General features: G+C 34.1%; 18 protein-coding genes. 2 read left to right on the forward strand and 16 right to left on the reverse strand.

Annotated features, from left to right (window positions below):
* Positions 1–14 precede the first annotated feature (14 nt).
* From ABYI63_RS04765 to ABYI63_RS04780, 4 genes are read right to left on the reverse strand one after another with little or no spacing between them, the layout of a single operon-like run.
* Positions 15–839, reverse strand: a complete 825-nt coding sequence (locus tag ABYI63_RS04765) for an alpha/beta hydrolase (RefSeq protein ID WP_372753987.1) — start codon at positions 837–839, stop codon at positions 15–17.
* The gene (locus ABYI63_RS04770) at positions 840–1,208 is read right to left on the reverse strand and encodes a cupin domain-containing protein (RefSeq protein ID WP_372753989.1); all 369 of its coding nucleotides are present in this window, start codon (positions 1,206–1,208) and stop codon (positions 840–842) included.
* Positions 1,209–1,246: 38 nt separating this feature from the next.
* Complete coding sequence (locus tag ABYI63_RS04775) at positions 1,247–2,224, reverse strand: YitT family protein (RefSeq protein WP_372753991.1); 978 nt, start codon at positions 2,222–2,224, stop codon at positions 1,247–1,249.
* Between the two features lie 35 nt (positions 2,225–2,259).
* The gene (locus ABYI63_RS04780; protein ID WP_372753993.1) at positions 2,260–3,804 is read right to left on the reverse strand and encodes a helicase HerA-like domain-containing protein; all 1,545 of its coding nucleotides are present in this window, start codon (positions 3,802–3,804) and stop codon (positions 2,260–2,262) included.
* A gap of 107 nt (positions 3,805–3,911) precedes the next feature.
* Between ABYI63_RS04780 and ABYI63_RS04785 the strand changes: the two genes are divergently transcribed.
* Positions 3,912–4,541 carry a 7-carboxy-7-deazaguanine synthase QueE gene (locus ABYI63_RS04785; RefSeq protein ID WP_372753995.1) on the forward strand — a complete coding sequence of 210 codons (630 nt, stop codon included), beginning with the start codon at positions 3,912–3,914 and terminating at the stop codon, positions 4,539–4,541.
* A 93-nt stretch (positions 4,542–4,634) separates the two neighbouring features.
* Here the strand turns inward: ABYI63_RS04785 and ABYI63_RS04790 are convergent, their stop codons facing one another.
* The 3 genes from ABYI63_RS04790 to ABYI63_RS04800 all read right to left on the reverse strand — a co-directional run bounded on the left by ABYI63_RS04790 (position 4,635) and on the right by ABYI63_RS04800 (position 7,364).
* A complete protein-coding gene (locus ABYI63_RS04790) occupies positions 4,635–5,168 on the reverse strand; it encodes a DUF2911 domain-containing protein (RefSeq protein ID WP_372753997.1) in 534 nt (177 codons plus the stop codon).
* A 190-nt stretch (positions 5,169–5,358) separates the two neighbouring features.
* On the reverse strand, positions 5,359–6,606 hold the full coding sequence (locus ABYI63_RS04795) for an alginate lyase family protein (protein WP_372753999.1): 1,248 nt from the start codon (positions 6,604–6,606) through the stop codon (positions 5,359–5,361).
* Between the two features lie 245 nt (positions 6,607–6,851).
* Positions 6,852–7,364, reverse strand: coding sequence for a VOC family protein (locus tag ABYI63_RS04800; protein ID WP_372754001.1), 513 nt, complete (start codon positions 7,362–7,364; stop codon positions 6,852–6,854).
* A gap of 157 nt (positions 7,365–7,521) precedes the next feature.
* Between ABYI63_RS04800 and ABYI63_RS04805 the strand changes: the two genes are divergently transcribed.
* Positions 7,522–7,797, forward strand: coding sequence for a winged helix-turn-helix transcriptional regulator (locus ABYI63_RS04805; RefSeq protein WP_372754025.1), 276 nt, complete (start codon positions 7,522–7,524; stop codon positions 7,795–7,797).
* 17 nt (positions 7,798–7,814) lie between these two features.
* On the opposite strand, the gene ABYI63_RS04810 is transcribed toward ABYI63_RS04805, so the two are convergent.
* From ABYI63_RS04810 to aspS, 9 genes are all read right to left on the reverse strand, one after another.
* Positions 7,815–9,272 carry an FAD-dependent oxidoreductase gene (locus ABYI63_RS04810; RefSeq protein WP_372754003.1) on the reverse strand — a complete coding sequence of 486 codons (1,458 nt, stop codon included), beginning with the start codon at positions 9,270–9,272 and terminating at the stop codon, positions 7,815–7,817.
* A 162-nt stretch (positions 9,273–9,434) separates the two neighbouring features.
* Positions 9,435–9,797 carry a DUF2200 domain-containing protein gene (locus ABYI63_RS04815; RefSeq protein WP_372754005.1) on the reverse strand — a complete coding sequence of 121 codons (363 nt, stop codon included), beginning with the start codon at positions 9,795–9,797 and terminating at the stop codon, positions 9,435–9,437.
* 42 nt (positions 9,798–9,839) lie between these two features.
* Complete coding sequence (locus ABYI63_RS04820) at positions 9,840–10,223, reverse strand: DUF2752 domain-containing protein (RefSeq protein ID WP_372754007.1); 384 nt, start codon at positions 10,221–10,223, stop codon at positions 9,840–9,842.
* Entirely contained in the window at positions 10,213–10,980 is a 768-nt protein-coding gene (locus ABYI63_RS04825; RefSeq protein ID WP_372754009.1) for a TIR domain-containing protein, read from the reverse strand. The genes ABYI63_RS04820 and ABYI63_RS04825 overlap by 11 nt, the downstream gene beginning before the upstream one ends.
* A gap of 64 nt (positions 10,981–11,044) precedes the next feature.
* On the reverse strand, positions 11,045–11,272 hold the full coding sequence (locus ABYI63_RS04830; protein WP_372754011.1) for a PGDYG domain-containing protein: 228 nt from the start codon (positions 11,270–11,272) through the stop codon (positions 11,045–11,047).
* Between the two features lie 1,221 nt (positions 11,273–12,493).
* Positions 12,494–13,771 (reverse strand): DUF2130 domain-containing protein, encoded by a 1,278-nt coding sequence (locus ABYI63_RS04835; protein WP_372754013.1) that lies wholly within the window; start codon positions 13,769–13,771, stop codon positions 12,494–12,496.
* Positions 13,772–13,948: 177 nt separating this feature from the next.
* Complete coding sequence (locus ABYI63_RS04840; RefSeq protein WP_372754015.1) at positions 13,949–14,503, reverse strand: ferritin; 555 nt, start codon at positions 14,501–14,503, stop codon at positions 13,949–13,951.
* A gap of 136 nt (positions 14,504–14,639) precedes the next feature.
* On the reverse strand, positions 14,640–15,482 hold the full coding sequence (locus ABYI63_RS04845) for an aldo/keto reductase (protein ID WP_372754017.1): 843 nt from the start codon (positions 15,480–15,482) through the stop codon (positions 14,640–14,642).
* 278 nt (positions 15,483–15,760) lie between these two features.
* Positions 15,761–18,484: aspartate--tRNA ligase (aspS, locus tag ABYI63_RS04850; protein WP_372754019.1), on the reverse strand; the 2,724-nt coding region annotated here is incomplete at its 5' end.

Raw genomic sequence — 18,484 nt, forward strand, 5'->3', positions numbered from 1 at the left:
AAAGTACAACAAATCTAGTCGTTTAAAAACTCTAAAATATGATTGTAAACGAGTTCACTTTTTAAACCGTGTCCTAATCCAATGGTTTTTATGAGTTTAGAATCTTTGTAATGTTTTGAAATATCCAATGCGTCTCTATAGGAAATGATTCGATCTTTTTTGTCGTGAATTATAAGACCTTTTGCCTGAATATCTTTTAAGAAATTTTTTGCAGAAAAATAATCGGGTTCATGGTCAAAATGCTTTAAATAATAGTTGTTCATTGCATTTGTAACTCTGTTGTTATACCCCATCATATTAATATAATTGGTAATGATACCCGTGAAGTTAGATGGTGCACCCAAGGAAATTAGTTTTTTAATGGATGAATTATATTTATGTAAGGAAATTGCAGAAGCCGTAGCACCTACGGAATGCCCTACGATACTGTCAATTTTAAAGTGAGATGTAACAGCATTAATGCAATCAGAATATAAGAAAACATTAAAAATTTTATTACCAGAATTTCCATGTGCTGGCGCATCTATAGCGATGATGTTGTAATTTTGCGCCTGTAGCATTTCAATTAGATCTTTCCATCTAAATGCATTGCTTTCCCAGCCATGAACTAATAAAACGGTTTCTTTTGTACCTTTCCAATGGTATGTTGCAATTGGGATCTTTTTAAAGAGAACGGTTTCTTTGGAAGCAGTTTCCAAAAAAGGAGCTTCTTCGGATGTAATTTTACCTTTGTTAGGTTTGGAAAACAAGTAGATTGCAAGCTGCGCCGAATAAGAAGACGAAATGTAGCTGAATACGTTTATGGTGCTACCTATAACTTTAATTAAGTTTTTATTCATTTAATCTTCTCTATTTACTAAATCCATAGAAAATGCAGGAGTACAGATTGCAATGTATTCGCATACCTCTGTAAACGGGTTGGAATATTGAACACGTGTGTTTCTATCTATTTTAATGGACTGTCCAGCTTCTAAAACAACTGTTTCTCCGTCGATAATGAATTGTTTTTTACCCCGAATTATAAAAGTATATTCGTCAAATTCAGGTGTTTGAAAAGGTTCGCTCCAGCCAGCAGGTGCTTTCATGTGGGCAATACTTATGGCATCATTATGGTTGGTTGCTAATCCAAAATGCTCTTTTATAACTTTACCATCAGTAGTAGGAACTACAAAAGGCTTGTCTTGTATTGTGTATTTTTTCGCTTTCATAAATTTAATTAACCATGGTTAATTATTAATTTTTCATTTCAATGCCCTTGCATTGGTTTCTTCTTAATCATGCCGCCTTTCAGATCTTTAACAATACCCATAATGATAAAGGCATTTCTATCAATTTTATCAATTTCGGTCTGCAATTTGGCAAGTTCTAGACGGGTAACAACGGTATAAATAATATCTTTGTCGTAGCTATCGCCACTTTTTCCATAGCCACCTTTTCCAGCATAAATGGTACAGGCACGTTGTAATTTGTCTACAAGCATGATTCTTATTTCTTCATGACTGTTGGAAATGATGGTTACGCCTACATATTCTTCAACGCCATCCACAACAAAATCTACTGTTTTTGCTGCTGCTAAATAGGTTAAAATAGCGTAAAGCGCGGTTTCTATGGATAGAATATAAGCACCAACTGAAAATATCAAGATGTTGATTAGCAATAATACATCACCTATAGTAAGTGATAATTTTCTACTTAAAAAGATGGCTAACACTTCGGTGCCATCAATAACACTACCACCTCGCATGGACATCCCAATACCTAATCCTAAAAAGAAACCTCCAAAAACGGAAATAAGCAGTTTATCATCAGTAACTGTTGGGTATTCAACAAAATGAACTACGAATGCTAAAAAAGCGATAGCAGCCATACTCCTTAAAGCGAATTTTACGCTAAAGGTTTTGGAGGCTAGAATTAAAAACGGAAGATTTACCAGAATCAAAAAGTAACTTAAGTCAAAAGAAGTAACATTTTGAAGCAGAAGGGATATACCCGTAGCGCCACCATCAATGAATCGGTTTGGTAATAAGAAGCCTTTTAAGCCAAAACCAGCAGAAAAAACGCCCACAATAATTAAAATATACTCTTTTATGGCATGAGCTATTTCAATTTGAAAGTTCCTGACTAATGGAACTATTTGCTTTTTACTTATAGTCTTGTTTTTCTGTTTAGTTTGAAGTCGCTTTCGAGCAAGATCAAACAACAGTTTAGATAAAAATGGATTCATTAATTATTCAGGTTTTTTTTAGGGTTATTATAAACCTATTTTTTCATTACTTTATTTAAAATACCAAACACACTACGTATAAATGTTGCACTGGTTAGCACTTTAACTACAGGATTCATGGCAGTACTTTTTCTGCTGGAAGATGTTTTGCTAGCTCGTTTCGATTCAGCTTTTTCAAGTGCTTCCTGTTCTTTTTTAGCTTTTTCCTTGGCTTCTTCGGCTTCAGCTTTTTCGATTTTTTTGTTTAAAAGTTCGTAAGCACTCTCTCTATCAATGGTTTCGTTGTATTTTTTAACTAATTTTGATTTTGTTAGTAAATCACTTAACTCATCTTCTGTTAAAATATCCATTCTACTCATGGGTGCGCGCATCATGGTGGCAGCCAGTGGGGTAGGACGTCCTTTTTCGTCTAACGCAGAGACTAAAGCTTCACCAGTTCCTAATGAGGTTAATACGGCTGTGGTATCGTAAAACTCAGAATCGGGATAATTTTGGGCAGTTAGCTTTATGGCTTTTCTATCTTTGGCAGTAAAGGCTCTTAAGGCATGTTGTACTTTTAAGCCTAACTGACTTAAAATAGCTTCGGGTACATCGGTTGGATTTTGAGTTACAAAATACAAACCGACACCTTTACTACGAATAAGTTTAACAATACTTTCTATTTGATTCAATAATGCTTTTGAGGCTTCATTGAAAATTAGATGGGCTTCATCAATAAAAATGACTAATTCCGGACGGTCACTATCACCTTGCTCTGGGAATGTGGAATAAATTTCGGCCAACAAACTCAGCATGAAGGTAGAGAAAAGCTTTGGTCTATCTTGAATATCGGTAAGTCTGATAATGTTTATATAGCCTTTACCTTCATTGTTAATGCGTAATAAATCATCTACATCAAAAGATGTTTCACCAAAAAACAAATCGGCACCTTGTTGCTCCAATTCTACTACTTTTCTTAAAATGGCACCAGTTGAAGCGGTTGAGATACGACCGTAAGCTTCATCAAATTCTTCTTTACCTTCTTGAGTAGCGTATTGTAATATTTTTTTAAAATCTTTTAAATCGAGAATAGGAAGTTTATTATGATCACAATATTGAAAAATTACAGCAACAACACCAGATTGAGCTTCCGATAAATCTAAAATACGGGATAATAGCACGGGGCCGAATTCACTAACCGTTGCACGTAAGCGTACACCATTTTGTTCAGATAGCGTTAAAATTTCTACAGGAAAAGCCTTGGCTTCAAAAGGAATGCCTATTTTTTCATGACGTTCATCAATTTTAGGGTGTCCTTCACTGGCTTGTGCTAAACCACTTAAATCACCTTTAATATCCATAAGTAGCACAGGAATGCCTTTATCACTTAAATTTTCAGCCAAAACTTGCAGGGATTTTGTTTTACCAGTTCCGGTAGCACCAGCAATTAAGCCATGTCGGTTTAATGTTTTTAGCGGAATTTTAACTAAAGCATCTGTTATGGTTTCACCATCTAACATGGCGGCTCCAACAGGAATATAATCGCCTTTACAAATATGACCTTCAGTTATATGCTTAAAAAAAGTTTCCTTCTTACTCATTGATTGTAATTTTTGATAAAAATAGGTATTTATATATAAATTTAGATGAACATGCCTTATAAAACTTCCAACAATTAGCTTGCAAACCGTTATCTTTGCGAACGATTATGAATAAAGACATACAAAGTTTAGTTAATAAGGGGGAAATGCTACCTTTAATGGAAGCATTTTACACCATTCAGGGAGAAGGTTACCATAAAGGAACTGCTGCATATTTTATTAGAATTGGTGGTTGCGATGTGGGTTGCCATTGGTGCGATGTTAAGGAAAGTTGGAATGCCAATTTACATCCTCCAACAAATATTTCAAAAATTGTTGAGGATGCCAAAGCATCTAGTAATACCATAGTAATAACAGGAGGAGAACCCTTAACCTGGAATATGGAGCCTTTAACAAGCAGGTTAAAAGCAGAAGGAATGCAGATACATATAGAAACTTCTGGTGCCTATAAATTAACAGGTATTTGGGATTGGATTTGTTTATCCCCTAAAAAAATGAAGTTACCGACTCTAGAGGTTTATGAACAAGCAAACGAGCTTAAAGTTATTGTTTATAATAAGGACGACTTTCGTTTTGCGGAAGAGCAAGCAGCCAATGTTAACAAGGATTGTATTTTATATTTACAACCAGAATGGAGTAAGCGTGATAAAGTGATTCCTGAAATTGTGGATTATGTAATGGCTAATCCACAGTGGAAAGTATCGCTCCAAACTCATAAATATCTTAATATACCTTAGATTTTTAGCTTTCAGTTGCGATTTGTAGATTGAATATAAAAAAAGTTCCAGTATGTTAGAAACAACTGGAACTTTTTTTTGTTCGTTTAAGTCTTATTTGTTGAAAGGTACAGCAACTCTAAGCGTATCCCATCCTAAATACATGGTCCCATCATCGGCAAATGCCATTGAGAATGCTTCTAAAGCTTCTCCTGAACTTACTGGAGCTAAAATACGAATCACGTCATTAGCTTCGTTGTATGAATAAGCTCCCCAAACATTAATATCTTTGTTTAATATAATAGTCCATTCCTTAGCTCCAGGAATCGTATAAAGTGAATATTCACCAGCTTTTACTAGTTTTCCACCTACTTTCATGTCTTTGTACAAAGTAACATTGGTTGCTTCGTTAGCACCCGTGCGCCATACTTTTCCGTTTGGAGCCAATGTGCTTAATTCTCTTCCTTTTAGTTGAGGTCTGCTGTAAACCACTTTTACCAATTTGTTAGTTTCTTTGTTGCTACTTGGGAAAGTAGTTACGTCTAACGGGCTTTTGTCAATAGAACTAAATTTTTGTGCTTCGCTGTTCATTGATAAGAACATCATAAGGAAGCATGCAATGCTTGAAATAAGTGTTGTTTTTTTCATTTAAATTTTTTTTTATTTCCACAAGGGTGAAAATGGGTTATATTTTGGCTAAATGTAAGCCTAAATAATCTTAAAGTTTTTCTAAAACTGGATAAGGAATGTTAAAGTTTATCTGCTCTACTAATTTTTATTCATTTAAACTAATCATATTCTTTAGTAAATAATATTTACTTAAAATGATCGTATTAAACTATATATCTAAGTTGCCTGTTAAGCTTAATTCGTTGAGTATGGGGTTGGTTTTTCCTGTAGTTTTTTCTTTTTCTACAAGGATTTTGATAGTTTTGTTAATTAAGTCAGTGTATCGGTTCGATTTGATGTGATTTGATATTCGAATTAATGAAGGAAGTAAATCAGATAGATCGACTCCATTTATTTCGGTATAATTCCATGATTCTCCATGAATAACAGGAATTAAAAATTCTAATGCAAGGGTTAAACTTTTATTGTTTTCTGATTCGTAATTCCACAAATCCATATCAATTTTATCACCAACAATGGCGATTCCTGTTAATGCTTCCAAATTATAACAGCTATAAAAAAAAGATCTGGTGCGTTCTAATTCATGAATTTGCTTACCTTCAAAATCCAGTTGTTTTTCGAGGCTTTCTTGGGTTGAAGTAATTATTTTCTTTGTTAATGTTCTGTTATTCAAATGAAAGGATAAATTAGCAATTTGGAATTTATACCAAGATGCGTGATTGTTATCCTGATTGTTTTCTTTAATACCCAACTCACTTTCTGTTAACCAGGTTAAATAATCATTTAGCCAATTGTTTATCTTTAAATTGTCGTTTTTAGTCCAGTGAGAAGATTTTGAAAGTATGAGTAAAGCATCTGGAATTACATCGCTGATAGATTTACCATCTAAAATTCCCGATGATCTTCCTTTAGAATATCCAGGAACGCTTTGTGCAAATTTTAAATGTGGATTCATAAGTGTAGCTTCTTCAAGAAACCATGTTTTTAGCATACTTGCCGCTTTTTGTGCATAGCGTTCGTCATTTGAAAAATAGTAGGCAAGACATAAATTTTTTACACCCGATGTCATGGTTGCCATTCGTTTTCTGTCAACCGCATCTGTTTGAGTGTCAGGATTGGTCTCGCCATCTTTACGTATCCAAGGCAAACCGGTAGTGCTTTTAGGATCCGGCCACCAATACCTGCTAATGCTTAAGTAGTCATGTTTATCATTTGTAGGAGGCAAAATGTTTTTATCCATAACCGTAGGATTCTGAATAGTTAGTAATTTATTAGCCCTAGAGATCAGGTCTTTATATGCGGATTGTGTTCGTTCAGAAGCTGTACCGTCATGAAGCTTTTGTTTCACTTTAGCTAAAGCTAGGCTGTCTAACTGTATAAAAGAATTGGAAAACCCTTTTAGGTTTAAAAGAATAAACAATGCTAATAGATATGTAAACTTTCTGGTTGGGCTCATCACTTGTTTTTTTTACTGATTACTAGTTTTTAGTGTAACTAATTTATCATTTTTTTATTATTGTATTCTTATTTAAAGATAGCATTTTTTTACCCTTACTATGGCCTGTTTAATTTCATAATTTACATATAATAATAGAGCTTTTGTTATTGTATAAAACGAAAAATTCCCAAACACCTTTAATTGAGGGGTTTGGGAATTGTACTGGAATTATCAATAAATTAATAATTTTTAGCTAATTAATTTTATTTAGCATAAGCACCCGATGAATATGTTAATTCATAACTATGCGTGTAAATTTCAAAAACAATTCCGAAAGGATCTTCTACATAACACATTTTGAAAGGTTTGTCATTAGGGTAGTATTCTCTAATTGGCATACGTTGTTTTCCTCCATAGGAAACAATTTTTTCAATAAGTTCTTCAATATTTGGGTCTTGTATACAAAAATGGAAGAGTCCAGTGTTAAACGGGTTGAATTCCGGAGCTTCTTTAATTCCATGTGGGAAAGAGAATAATTCAACACCAATACCATCGGAGGTTGCTAAATGGGCAATTTCGAATTCCGTCCAATCGTTTCCGAAAACATCAATACACATTTGTCCAATGGCTGTTTCCGTTTCCTTTTTAATTTTTGAAGGTTCCATGATAACATACCATCCCATGACTTCTGAATAGAATTTTACGGCTTCCGTAATATTAGGAACTGTAATTCCAATATGTGAAAATGATTTTGGATAATCTTTATTTGTTGTCATATTATATAATTTAGATTGCAAAAATACACTATATTTGTCTGTTGGGCAATAACTTACTAAAATGTAGTATAGTTACTTAAACGAGTAAAATATTGATTATTAGTATTTTAAATATTGAAAATTGGAAAAAGAAATTAACTGTCCGTTAAATTACACTATGAATTTAATTGGAACTAAATGGAAGCCACTTATTTTATTTCATTTGTTAGAAGGCGATCTGCGTTCTGGGGTATTACAAAAGAAGATTCCTGGCGTTTCAAATAAAATGTTCACCCAAACGGTAAGAGAATTGGAAAAGGACGGCCTTATTTCCCGAAAAGTGTTTCCGGTAGTACCACCTAGGGTGGAATATGGATTAAGTGAAAGAGGAAAATCTTTAGAACCTATTCTAAGGAGTTTGGATGCTTGGGGTTCCGCAGACTGTAAAAGTTAAATCAACTTAAAGTAATTTTAGTATTCTTTTCTTTTTAGAATGCGTCCTCTTGGTTGATCACCTTTATGAAGCACGATATCGGAATGAAGAAACTGAGCTGCCTCCGCAGAGTCTTTAACTTTTGAAGCACTACGTTTTATCATTTCCTGTTCAAACTTTAATAATACACTATTCCGTAAACCAATGTCTCGCCATTTTGGTGATGATATGCAAATTTTCGATATGATTCGCGCCAGAGAAAGTGCGTCCAGTAAAGCTTGATTCGCTCCTTGCCCTTTAAATGGACTCATAGGATGGGCGGCATCCCCAATTAATGTCACCGGACCAGCACATTCTAATAATTCTGTATTTAACAATTCGCGGTCGTAAACAGGATAACCGGAAATCTGAGTTTCCAAAGTTGCTTCTAAAATCTGAGGTATGGGAGCGTGCCAGGGTGTTCTTCTAATGGCTTCTTTTTTTAAAGCTTTAGGACCTAAATTGCTTAAGGCTTTAGCATCGTCTTCGGTCATTGGAAAACTCAATTGCCACATCACCGAGTCGGATGTAAAAGGCATGATATAAATTCGTTCATTCCCGTTGGCAGTTTGAAATACTGTTGCCGAATCTAGTAAGTCACTTTCTGTGCTTCCGAGGTTTTTTAATGGACATATACCTAAAATTACAATACAACCTAGATAGCGCAAAGGAGTGCTGTCTTCTCCTATTAAAATTTTTCTAACCGAACTTCTTATGCCATCTGCACCAACTACTAAGTCTGCCTTGGTGGTTTTTACTGTTCCGTTTACATCAAAACTTAAGTCCACCATATTATCGGCATTCATTTTGATATCCATTAGTTTATGGTTCCATTGTACTCCGCTATGGCCGCCTAGTTGTTCTAGTAACTCTAATCGTAGCGATTGTCTTGCAATATGAATATTACTGCGCTTTCTGGTTGTTTTATCGGTTTCTGGTATCCATTTGCGCATACCCCATTCTCCAATAACCTTACCATCTGTGGAATGAACCACATGACGTGTGGATACTACGCCTTCATTTAAAGATAAAATACCAAATCCGGCAATTGCTTTACGGGCTTGTTGTAGTGTAAGTCCGTAGCCCTGAGATCGAGCATTAAAACTGCTATCTCTTTCATATAAGGTGAATGGGATACCACGATGCAGGCAAGCCACGGCCAAGGCAACACCACCAATACCACCACCAATTATGGCAATGTGTGGATAATTTTTTGTATCTGGAATAAGAGGGGTTTGGGCAGGAGCCAAGCCGGAGCCAGAACACTTCAGACATATATCTATATGGCCTTTTGGACGAGAGGGAGCCTTTCCCTGACGATTCGATTTTTCAAAATGCTCAAAGGCTTTTTGGTAGTTAAGGAGTGCTTTTTTTCGAAGTCTGCGTCTTTTTTTACCTCGACCTTTACATTCCAAACAAACTGTCCAGCTAACCTTTTCGTTTTCCTTTTTTTTCATAAAAATATTATGCTATCTGCTGGATTTTTTTCCTTTAGAACAAAAGTATATAAATTGGCAAGAATTAATTGCCTTGTTTTAAGTTTGGATAACATTTATATAGTACTATGCCAAGGGTTAAAGCTAGAAAGGTGCTTTATTAAATATGGTTGGAAGGGTTAACTAAGTGCGTAAAATCTTTTCCATTTTTTTGCCTTTGGCTAATTCGTCAACAAGTTTATCTAAATATCTTACCTGTTTGGTTAATGGGGTTTCAATGTTCTCAATTCTATAACCACAAATAACACCGGTTATTAAATGGGCTTTAGGATTTAATTTTGCCTCTTTAAAGAACGTTTCAAAAGTTGCTTTTTCCAAAATTAGGCTTTGTAATTTAGTTAAATCAAATCCGGTAAGCCATGTTATCACTTGATGCAATTCATCAATACTACGTCCTTTTTTTTCAATTTTTGTAATATAATGAGGATATACTGAGGCAAAAGTCATAATCGCTATACGTGCATCATGTTCGGGAGTGGTGTTCATGGAATTTATAGTTTTGTTATTATGATTTTAAATATTGCATCATTAAAATAGGTTTCTAATGACGCCAAAGCTAACAATGGTTAAAAGTATTATAAAAATTGCTTTTCTGCCAAAAAGGATTTTACGCCATTTTAAATAAGTCTCATTCGGTTTGCTTAAGTATTCAAAAAATAAACCAGTTGCCAAATAAGGTGTTGCAATAACAAGCAAAAGATTTTCTTTAGAGGCCTTTAAAAGCTCAAAGTTTAAAAGGTGGTGAATAGCGCGCTGCGATCCACAACCAGAACACTGTAAACCTGTTAGTACTCTAAACGGGCACCTAGGGAAATACATTGAACTTATGGGATTATAGTACTTATATAAGCCTAAAAGTACTAAAAGAATACCAATGCCAAATAGTGTCGTAAAAAATTTATTAATATTCATTTACAATGCCTGAAGCCACCGCAAAAATATAAAGTACCCAAATAACAAGGCCAGTCCAAAAGCTAATGGTCGTCCATTTTTTTGCATCTGCGGAATATCTATTGGCTTCTTTTAAATCTCCGGCGTAAAAACGCGATTCCACTTTTGTAGCGTTAATAATGCCTACGATGCCTAATGGTAAACAGCAAAATAATGTAACAATAATAGATTCTACTAGCCAGGTTTTTGGTGGTTTTTGATTGTTTTTATCTTGAATAAAATTTTGTGGTTTTTCCGAATCATGTGGTGGCTGTGTAATTCGTTCTTCTTTCTTTTTTATTGGTTTGGCTGGTTTATCCGTTGTTACATCGGCTAAATTTTTAGCTACTTCTTTATCTAAATTCAAAGCATCAATAAGTGTTTTAACCCCTGTTTTATAGTCGCCTGAAAAGTCTGCGTATTGTAACCTACGCAATCTAAAAGGGATTTCACACTTTTCCATAAGTATGGGTACCACGGCTTTGTTTTCCTCTAAGGCGTAGGATACCTCGTCCATGACATTATGCGATATTACCGAAGCTTCAGATAAAACAACTAACAGAGTTTTAGACTTTGCAAGCGCTTTTTCAATGGAACTATCCCAACGGGCACCTGGCTTAATATCTAGTTGGTCCAACCAAATTTTAGCCCCAGCCTGACGAAGATTTTTGGCTAGGTCGAGTACAAATTCTGAATCATCCCGTGAGTAACTGAAAAAAATTGTGTTTTCTGAATCCATAATTAATAATTAGTTTGTTTTGTTTCGCTATTAATAGATTCAATTTAGGGACTTAGTATAACTCTTATTTACATATTTCGTAAGTTTCTTCAAAAATGGCTTTGTCGCAAACGTATTTTTCACCTTTTACGCCTATCATAAGCCAGTCTCCCGCTTTGCCTTTCATGGTACCTTCCATAGTTTCTACTTCAAAAGGTTCGTTTATTTGCAAACATTTAACAGGGATGGGCTTCTTTATAGCCTCTTTAAAGTCTAGCTCTAAGTTTTCGTTTAGGGAGAATTTCAACATCATTAATAAAAATAAAGTTACAATAAAATTTGGTTTTCAAGAACTTAATAAGCACATTTCTAGTGCCTTTCTGAAAAGACAGGCAGGTAAGGGCTAATTATAATTTGCAATACTGCAGATTGTAATAAAGATAAACAAAAAGCTTCAATAATAAAAAGTGATTGATTTTACTGTTTAAGCATATACAGAAATTTTAAGTTTCATAATGAGATAGTGATTTAGTTACTTGTTTCTCATTACAAACCCGGGCCTATATAGTTATATAAATTAGATATAAATCAACAATCCTTAACTAGGAGGTGTGTATAAAATACGTAAAGTTAATAGAAGTATTATAATTGTGTATACTTAGAGTATATTAAAAAAAAAGCCCTAGTTAAATTGTTATTTAAAAGAACAATTTAACTAGGGCAACTATAAGTGTTTTATTTACGCAGATTGAAATATGCGTTTTCTAGAATTTAAAGTTTGCTTAAACTTTTTAAAAAAAGCATTTCTTTGATTGCTCACTTTTGAGTTTTCAGTTACCGATTTTGATTTTTTTTCCTGATAAACATGGTAACATAGGCATGCTTGTGATATAAACATAATATTATTATTTTGAAAAATTAAACATGTTAAATGCTGACTTTTGTTGTTTAAATTTTATTAGACTTGGATTTTTATAACATTTAACGCTGCAAAGGTATAGTAGTACTTTGGTTTTGTTAGCATTGAAATTGATGCATATATATGGTTAATTACCAGTTAGTTTTTAAGTGTATTCTTTCAAATAATTACAGTGCTAGCTAAAAACCTGCGACATGTAATCTTTACTTTATATTGGCAAAAGTATGGGCCGACGCTAGTATTTATTAAAGGATTAGGGACAGCCAAAATATTGACAGAAAAATCACCATAATAATACGTATATGTTTTGGTGAGAAAAAGCAAGAACAGAATTAAAAAGTGCTTTTATAATATAGTATTTTGATTTTTTACTTTCTTTTTTAGTTCTGATTGAGTTTTACAGCTAAATTATGGAGATGAAGTGTATAATACTTGCAAAAATAATATAAAAGGAAATTACCTGTAAGGGGACGGGTTTTACTTAAAAAAAAACCTGACAGAAGACTATCAGGTTTTTTATGTTTAAATTGCTTTGGTTGGTTTATAATAGATACCTACAAGGCGAGGTGAACTGTAGAACACTGTCTTTTCAAAGAAATAAGCTTGCTCTTTTCTTTATTCCGGTTTATTCTTCAATTCGTCAAATTTTGCTTTCATGGTTGGGTTACCGTGTGTTAATTTTTTGATGGTTAAATCTTCCGCTTTATTATTTGCAAGACGCAAATTGTTAACAGAAGCCAACAGTGCATCTTTTGTTTTTTGAAGGTGGTCCATTGTTTTGTCTATTTCTTCAATAGCGGTTTTAAATTGTCGGCTTGCTAAATCATAATTTCTAGCAAAACCTTCTTTAAAAACAGTAATCTTTTCTTCAAAATTGGTAATATCAATATTTTGATTCCGCATCAAATTCAGTTCAGCCTTGTATTTCAAGGAGTTCATAGAAGCATTACGTAGCAGTGTGATAATAGGAATAAAGAATTGTGGTCGTACTACATACATTTTTTCGTACTTATAAGAAACATCTACAATTCCGGTATTATAAAATTCATTTTCAGACTCCAATAGCGAAACTAAAACCGCATATTCGCAGTTTTTTTCTTTTCGGTCTTTATCAAGTTTCGCAAAGAAATCTTCATTCCTTTTTTTGGTGGCCGTTTCATCATTCTCATTTTTCATCTCAAACATAATCGAAATGATTTCATTTCCTTCATTATCAGTTTCTTTATAGATAAAATCACCTTTATTGCCACCTCTAATGTCATTATCTTTTTCAAAATAAGCATTTTGAAAGGCTGTTGCACGTAGTTTATTGAACTCAATTTCACAATGTTGCTCTAAAGTTTCGCCAACCATTTTTGTGGAAAGTTTCTGTTTGAAATCTTTTAAACGGGCAATTTCATCATCTTTCATTTTGATGGTTTCATCTTTTACAACGAGTTTATTTGTAAACTGTTCTTTGATAGACTTTTCTAGTAATTGCGTTTGCGTTTCCTTGATTTTTAAATCGTTAGCCAATTTGTCGCGCTCTTTTTCTATTAATTTAATAGCTTCAGAAACGTCTAATTTTTTCTGAATCTCAGCACTTTCAATTCTAGATTTCATTTCTGCGATTTCTGTTTCTTTTTGAGCTAGTTTTTGAGCAAGTTCTGTATCGCTTTTGGCTTTTAATTGAGCTAGTTCTTTGTCCTTTTTTGCCAATTCTTCTTGAAATGCGTTTTTTACATTGGCTTTAGCAAGTTCAACGGCACTTACTTTTTCTTTTTCGGCTAAAGCAAGGTGATTACTTAATTCTTTTTCAAATTGATGATCACGTACTTGTTTAAGTATATCTGCAAATCCTGCTTCATCAACTTTAAAAGCTTTTTTACAATTAGGACAAATTATTTCGTTCATATGCTGTTTTTTTTTAATATTCAGAGGTTTGTTTCGAGTACAACTATTACATAATTGAATACGGAACTTTGTGATTCAAACTTAGTAAATATAACCAATTGTGCCGCCTAAAACTTAAAAATCCTGATAGAAAAACTAACAGGATTTTTGTAACTCTACATTTTTTGTTAAAAATGTTTATTCTGGCTTATCCATTGAGGCTTCACGTGGTAACGGGGCGTGGTCGGGGGCTTGCCCTAAATATTCATCAAGATTGAATAAGGATTCATCGCTGGCTTTATCTCCACCAGCAATTTTCAATTTATCCAGCAAATCCATTATCAATTTTTCTTCTTCAATTTGTTCCTGAACAAACCATTGTGCAAAATTATAGGTAGCCCAGTCCTTTTCATCATGAGCTAAATTTACAATTTCATAAATGGCTGTAGTGTTTTCAACCTCATGTTTAAAGGTTTTTTCAAAACAATCTTGCAAGCTATTTGGATTTTTAGATGGACCTTTTGTGTCGGTAATTTTAACTTCGCCACCGCGCCCCATGATATATTGGATAACTTTCATCATGTGGTTACGCTCTTCCTTACAGTGTCTGAAAAAATAATTGGCAATACCGGAATATCCTTTACTATCGGCCCAGCAACCATAGGATAAATACACTTGAGCAGCTTCTGCCTCTTTAGTAACTTGTGAATTTAATATGTCTTCTATTTTCTTTGATAATCTGTTTGTGTTCATATTCAATATATTTTTTTTGAAAAGTAAAAATTTTGAATAGGAACTATTAATTTGAATGGTTTGAAGATTAACTCAAATGCATTTTAAGTATGTTTATAGGAAAATTATAAACTATTTTAATTTGAAACTTACAACATTAAACCCTATCTGGCCATAGGTTAGGTAATTCGCCACTAAATCCCATTTCGGGAAGTTTATTGATCTGTTCCATTTCAAAAGTGCTCAATTCAAAATCGAATATTTGAATGTTTTCGGCAATACGATTGGGAGATGTAGATTTTGGAATTACTACCACATTATGTTGGATAATCCACCGCAAACAAATTTGAGAAACAGATTTTCCATGTTTGTTTGCGATTGCTTCTAACACTTCATTGCCAAAGACTTTTCCTCTTGCAAATGGCGACCAAGACTCCACAACAATGTTTTGCTTTTTACAGTAGTTAACTAATTTTTCTTGCCAATACCCTGGGTGAAATTCTATTTGGTTAATGGAAGGCTTTACTTTAGCAGTTTTAAATAATGCTTCAAGATGTTCTTCAAAAAAATTGCTAACACCAATAGATTTTATTTTTCCTTCTGCTTGTAACTCTTCCATAGCGCGCCAAGAATCGGCATTCGCTTTTTGCCAATTATCATAATTTTTAGCATTTGCAGGCCAATGTATTAAGTATAAATCAATGTAATCAAGATTCAATCTTTTTAATGATTTTTTAAATTCTTGCTTGGTCGATTCATAACCTAAGCATTCACGCCATAATTTGGTAGTAACATATACTTCTTCTCTGGAAACTCCACTGGCTTTAATGCCTTTTCCAATTGCTTCTTCATTTCCATAAATGGCCGCTGTATCAATTAAAGAATAGCCGTGTTTAATAGCACTTATTACCGATTCTATAGCTTCCTGTTCTGTAGATTTATATGTGCCGAAACCAACAATAGGTATTGTTTTTCCATCATTTAAGATTATTTTTTTCATTTTTTCAATGTTTAATTTTTTGGTAATCTATTTTTAATAATGGTTTGGTTTATTAAATGGTAAGTTATTGTTATAAAAACTAAATTAAACATTTTTTTTTAAAAGGCACAAGCGGGTTGTTGTAACCGTACTTTATTGATGCTGAAAATACAACAGCTTCAATTTATCTCATAAAAATAGGGTTGTACTAATAATGACTTTGGTTATAAAAATTAAAATCCCGACAGAAACTATCGAGATTTTATTTTATTTAGATATGCAGTTGCGCTAAGTGCACTTTATTTTTTCATCACCTTCACATTCATTTCTTCTATCTTTTTATCTGAAAGCATAGATGGCGCGCCGAATAATAAATCTTCACTGGTACCTGTTTTCGGGAATGCCATCACTTCACGTATCGATGCTTTTTTCTCTAAAATCATCATCAATCTGTCAACTCCCCAGGCAATCCCACCGTGTGGTGGTGCGCCATAATGAAATGCTTTGTACATTGTGCCCACGCTTTTTAGCATTTCTTCTTTATTGTAGCCCATGTTTTTATAGGTAGCTTCTAAAATTTCGGGTTTGTGAGCACGAACCGAGCCACCTCCAATTTCGTAACCGTTTAATATTAAATCGTATTGTTGCGCGATGATGCTTCCTATTTCTTCCTCTTTACCATTCATGTGTTTTTCAATATCGTAAACCGCAGGCATCGAGAATGGGTTGTGGGTAAAGGTCCAACGACCTTCATCGGTTTTTTCAAACATTGGGAAATCAACAACCCAAGCAGGACGTAATTCCTTCGGATTAATTAAATGCAACATACTACCAAGTTCTTGACGCACCGCATCCAATGCTTTATTGGCAGTGGCATAATCGGCAGCCGAGAAAAATACAATATCTCCTACTTGTGCATTGGTTGTTTTAATAATGCCAGCAGCAATATCTTCACCTAAAAATTTAATGATAGGCGATTGTAAATCGTTTTCATTCACTATGATATACGCTAAACCTCCTAAACCATGTTGTTGTGCAATGCCCGTTAGTTTTTCAATTTGTCCTTTAGATAAACGTTTGTTGCCTTGTTCTTCGGCAGAAACTTTAATACATTTTACAATTCCACCTTCTTCAATAGGCTTGCTAAACACCTGAAAGGTTGTTTCTTTTACAATCTCTGTAATGTCTTGAAGTTTTAAACCGAAACGTAAATCGGGACGGTCGCAACCATAAAAATCCATGGCGTCTTGATAGGTAATGACTTCAAACGGACGTAAAATCCACTTGTTGCCGTATATTTTTTTAACCACTTCATTAAACATTTTGGTGTTTAAATCGATGATTTGTTGCATACTCGCATAAGCCATTTCTATATCCAGCTGCGTGAATTCTGGTTGACGGTCGCCACGAGAATCTTCATCTCTAAAACAACGTGCAATCTGAAAATATTTTTCGTATCCACTCACCATCAGCATTTGCTTAAATTGTTGTGGTGCTTGTGGTAAGGTGTAAAACGCTCCGGGTTGTTTACGGGTTGGTACGATAAATTCGCGTGCACCTTCATCGGTTCCAGCACTTAAAATAGGTGTTTCAATTTCCAAGAAATTTTCTTCATCTAAAATATCGCGCAATAATTTAATCACCTTATGGCGGTTTACAATCACGCGTCGCACATCGTCATTTCTATGGTCTAAATACTTATACTGAAAGCGAACATTTTCATTTGTTTTTGTAGCACGCTTTATTTCGAAAGGCAGTGTTTTAGATAGGTTTAAAATATCTAATTCGTAAGCCTCTAATTCTATTTTTCCTGTTCTTAAAGCCGCATTATAATCGTCTTCTTTACGCTGAACAATAGTTCCTGTAACGGTGATTACCGATTCTGGTTTTAGCTTCACCAATTCATCTAAATTTGGGAAAGACTCTCTACTTAAGCGTATTTGAAATAGCTCGGTGCTCGAATCGCGTAAATCGATAAATATTAATTCACCATGATCGCGCACACTAGATACCCAACCAGAAAATGTTACTTTTTCAGAGATATTTGAATCTGAAATATCGGTAAATACATGCGTTCTGTATTCCTCTTTTATTACGATTGGAATTTGAGGTAATATTTCTTCTTGTTGTTTCGCTGTTTTAGTTTGGGCTTCGACTCCGCTCAGCCTGACATCTGTATTTTGTGTAGAACTATCAGCTTTTGCAGAACTTTGCAACTGGCTTAAAATCCCTTCACGAATCACTTTTCCAGAAGCGCCTTTACCTATAATAGCTATAACTTTTCCAACCAGAATACCTGCTTTTCCTTGGTTTCCAGCTTTAATATCGTTTGCAATCGCTTCATTTTCTGAAATGACTTTAGCTATCGCTTCGAATATTTTTTCTTCGGAAATGGTATTCTCTTTAAAATAGGCATTATAATCAAATTTCCTGTCTTTTAAATACCTAGTAATGGCATTTTGAACTAATACCGATGTAATTTTTTCGTCTTTAAAGAGTTGGAAAATTTCAATAAGATGTTCAATGCGATGAATGTCGCTATACTCGTCTGCCCCAATATTATTCACCAAAGTTTTAGCAACGAATGATGGGTCTTTAAGTTCGTTATTGATGGTAACAAAGGTTTTAGAACGCAACGAATCTGCCGTGAAGAATTTAGCATCCTGAGGTAAAACGCCTCCTTTAATTAAAATAGATTCTACAGCGAAAGGCAATGAACTAACATCTACCTTAATAGAATCTACAACGTCTTTTATGTTTACAAAAGGTAAATCTGGTTCCGAAATAAAACGGTAATCGGCTTCGTATTCCTTTTTACGCATGGTTTTGGTCTGCTTTAAATCGGCATCCCATAAAACCGTAGTTTGGTCGGGTCTAAATTCTTTATGTTCTAGGTAATAGTTGAATTGTTTTTCAACTTCCTCTTTTACAGCATCTACCATAAACTTGACGGAGTTCAAGTTTTTAATTTCGGTACGCGGATTTAAATCGTAACTTCTCTTTTTACGAAGGGATACCGACAC

The sequence above is a fragment of the Mariniflexile sp. genome (genome assembly GCF_041583155.1).
Classification (GTDB): Bacteria; Bacteroidota; Bacteroidia; order Flavobacteriales; family Flavobacteriaceae; genus Mariniflexile.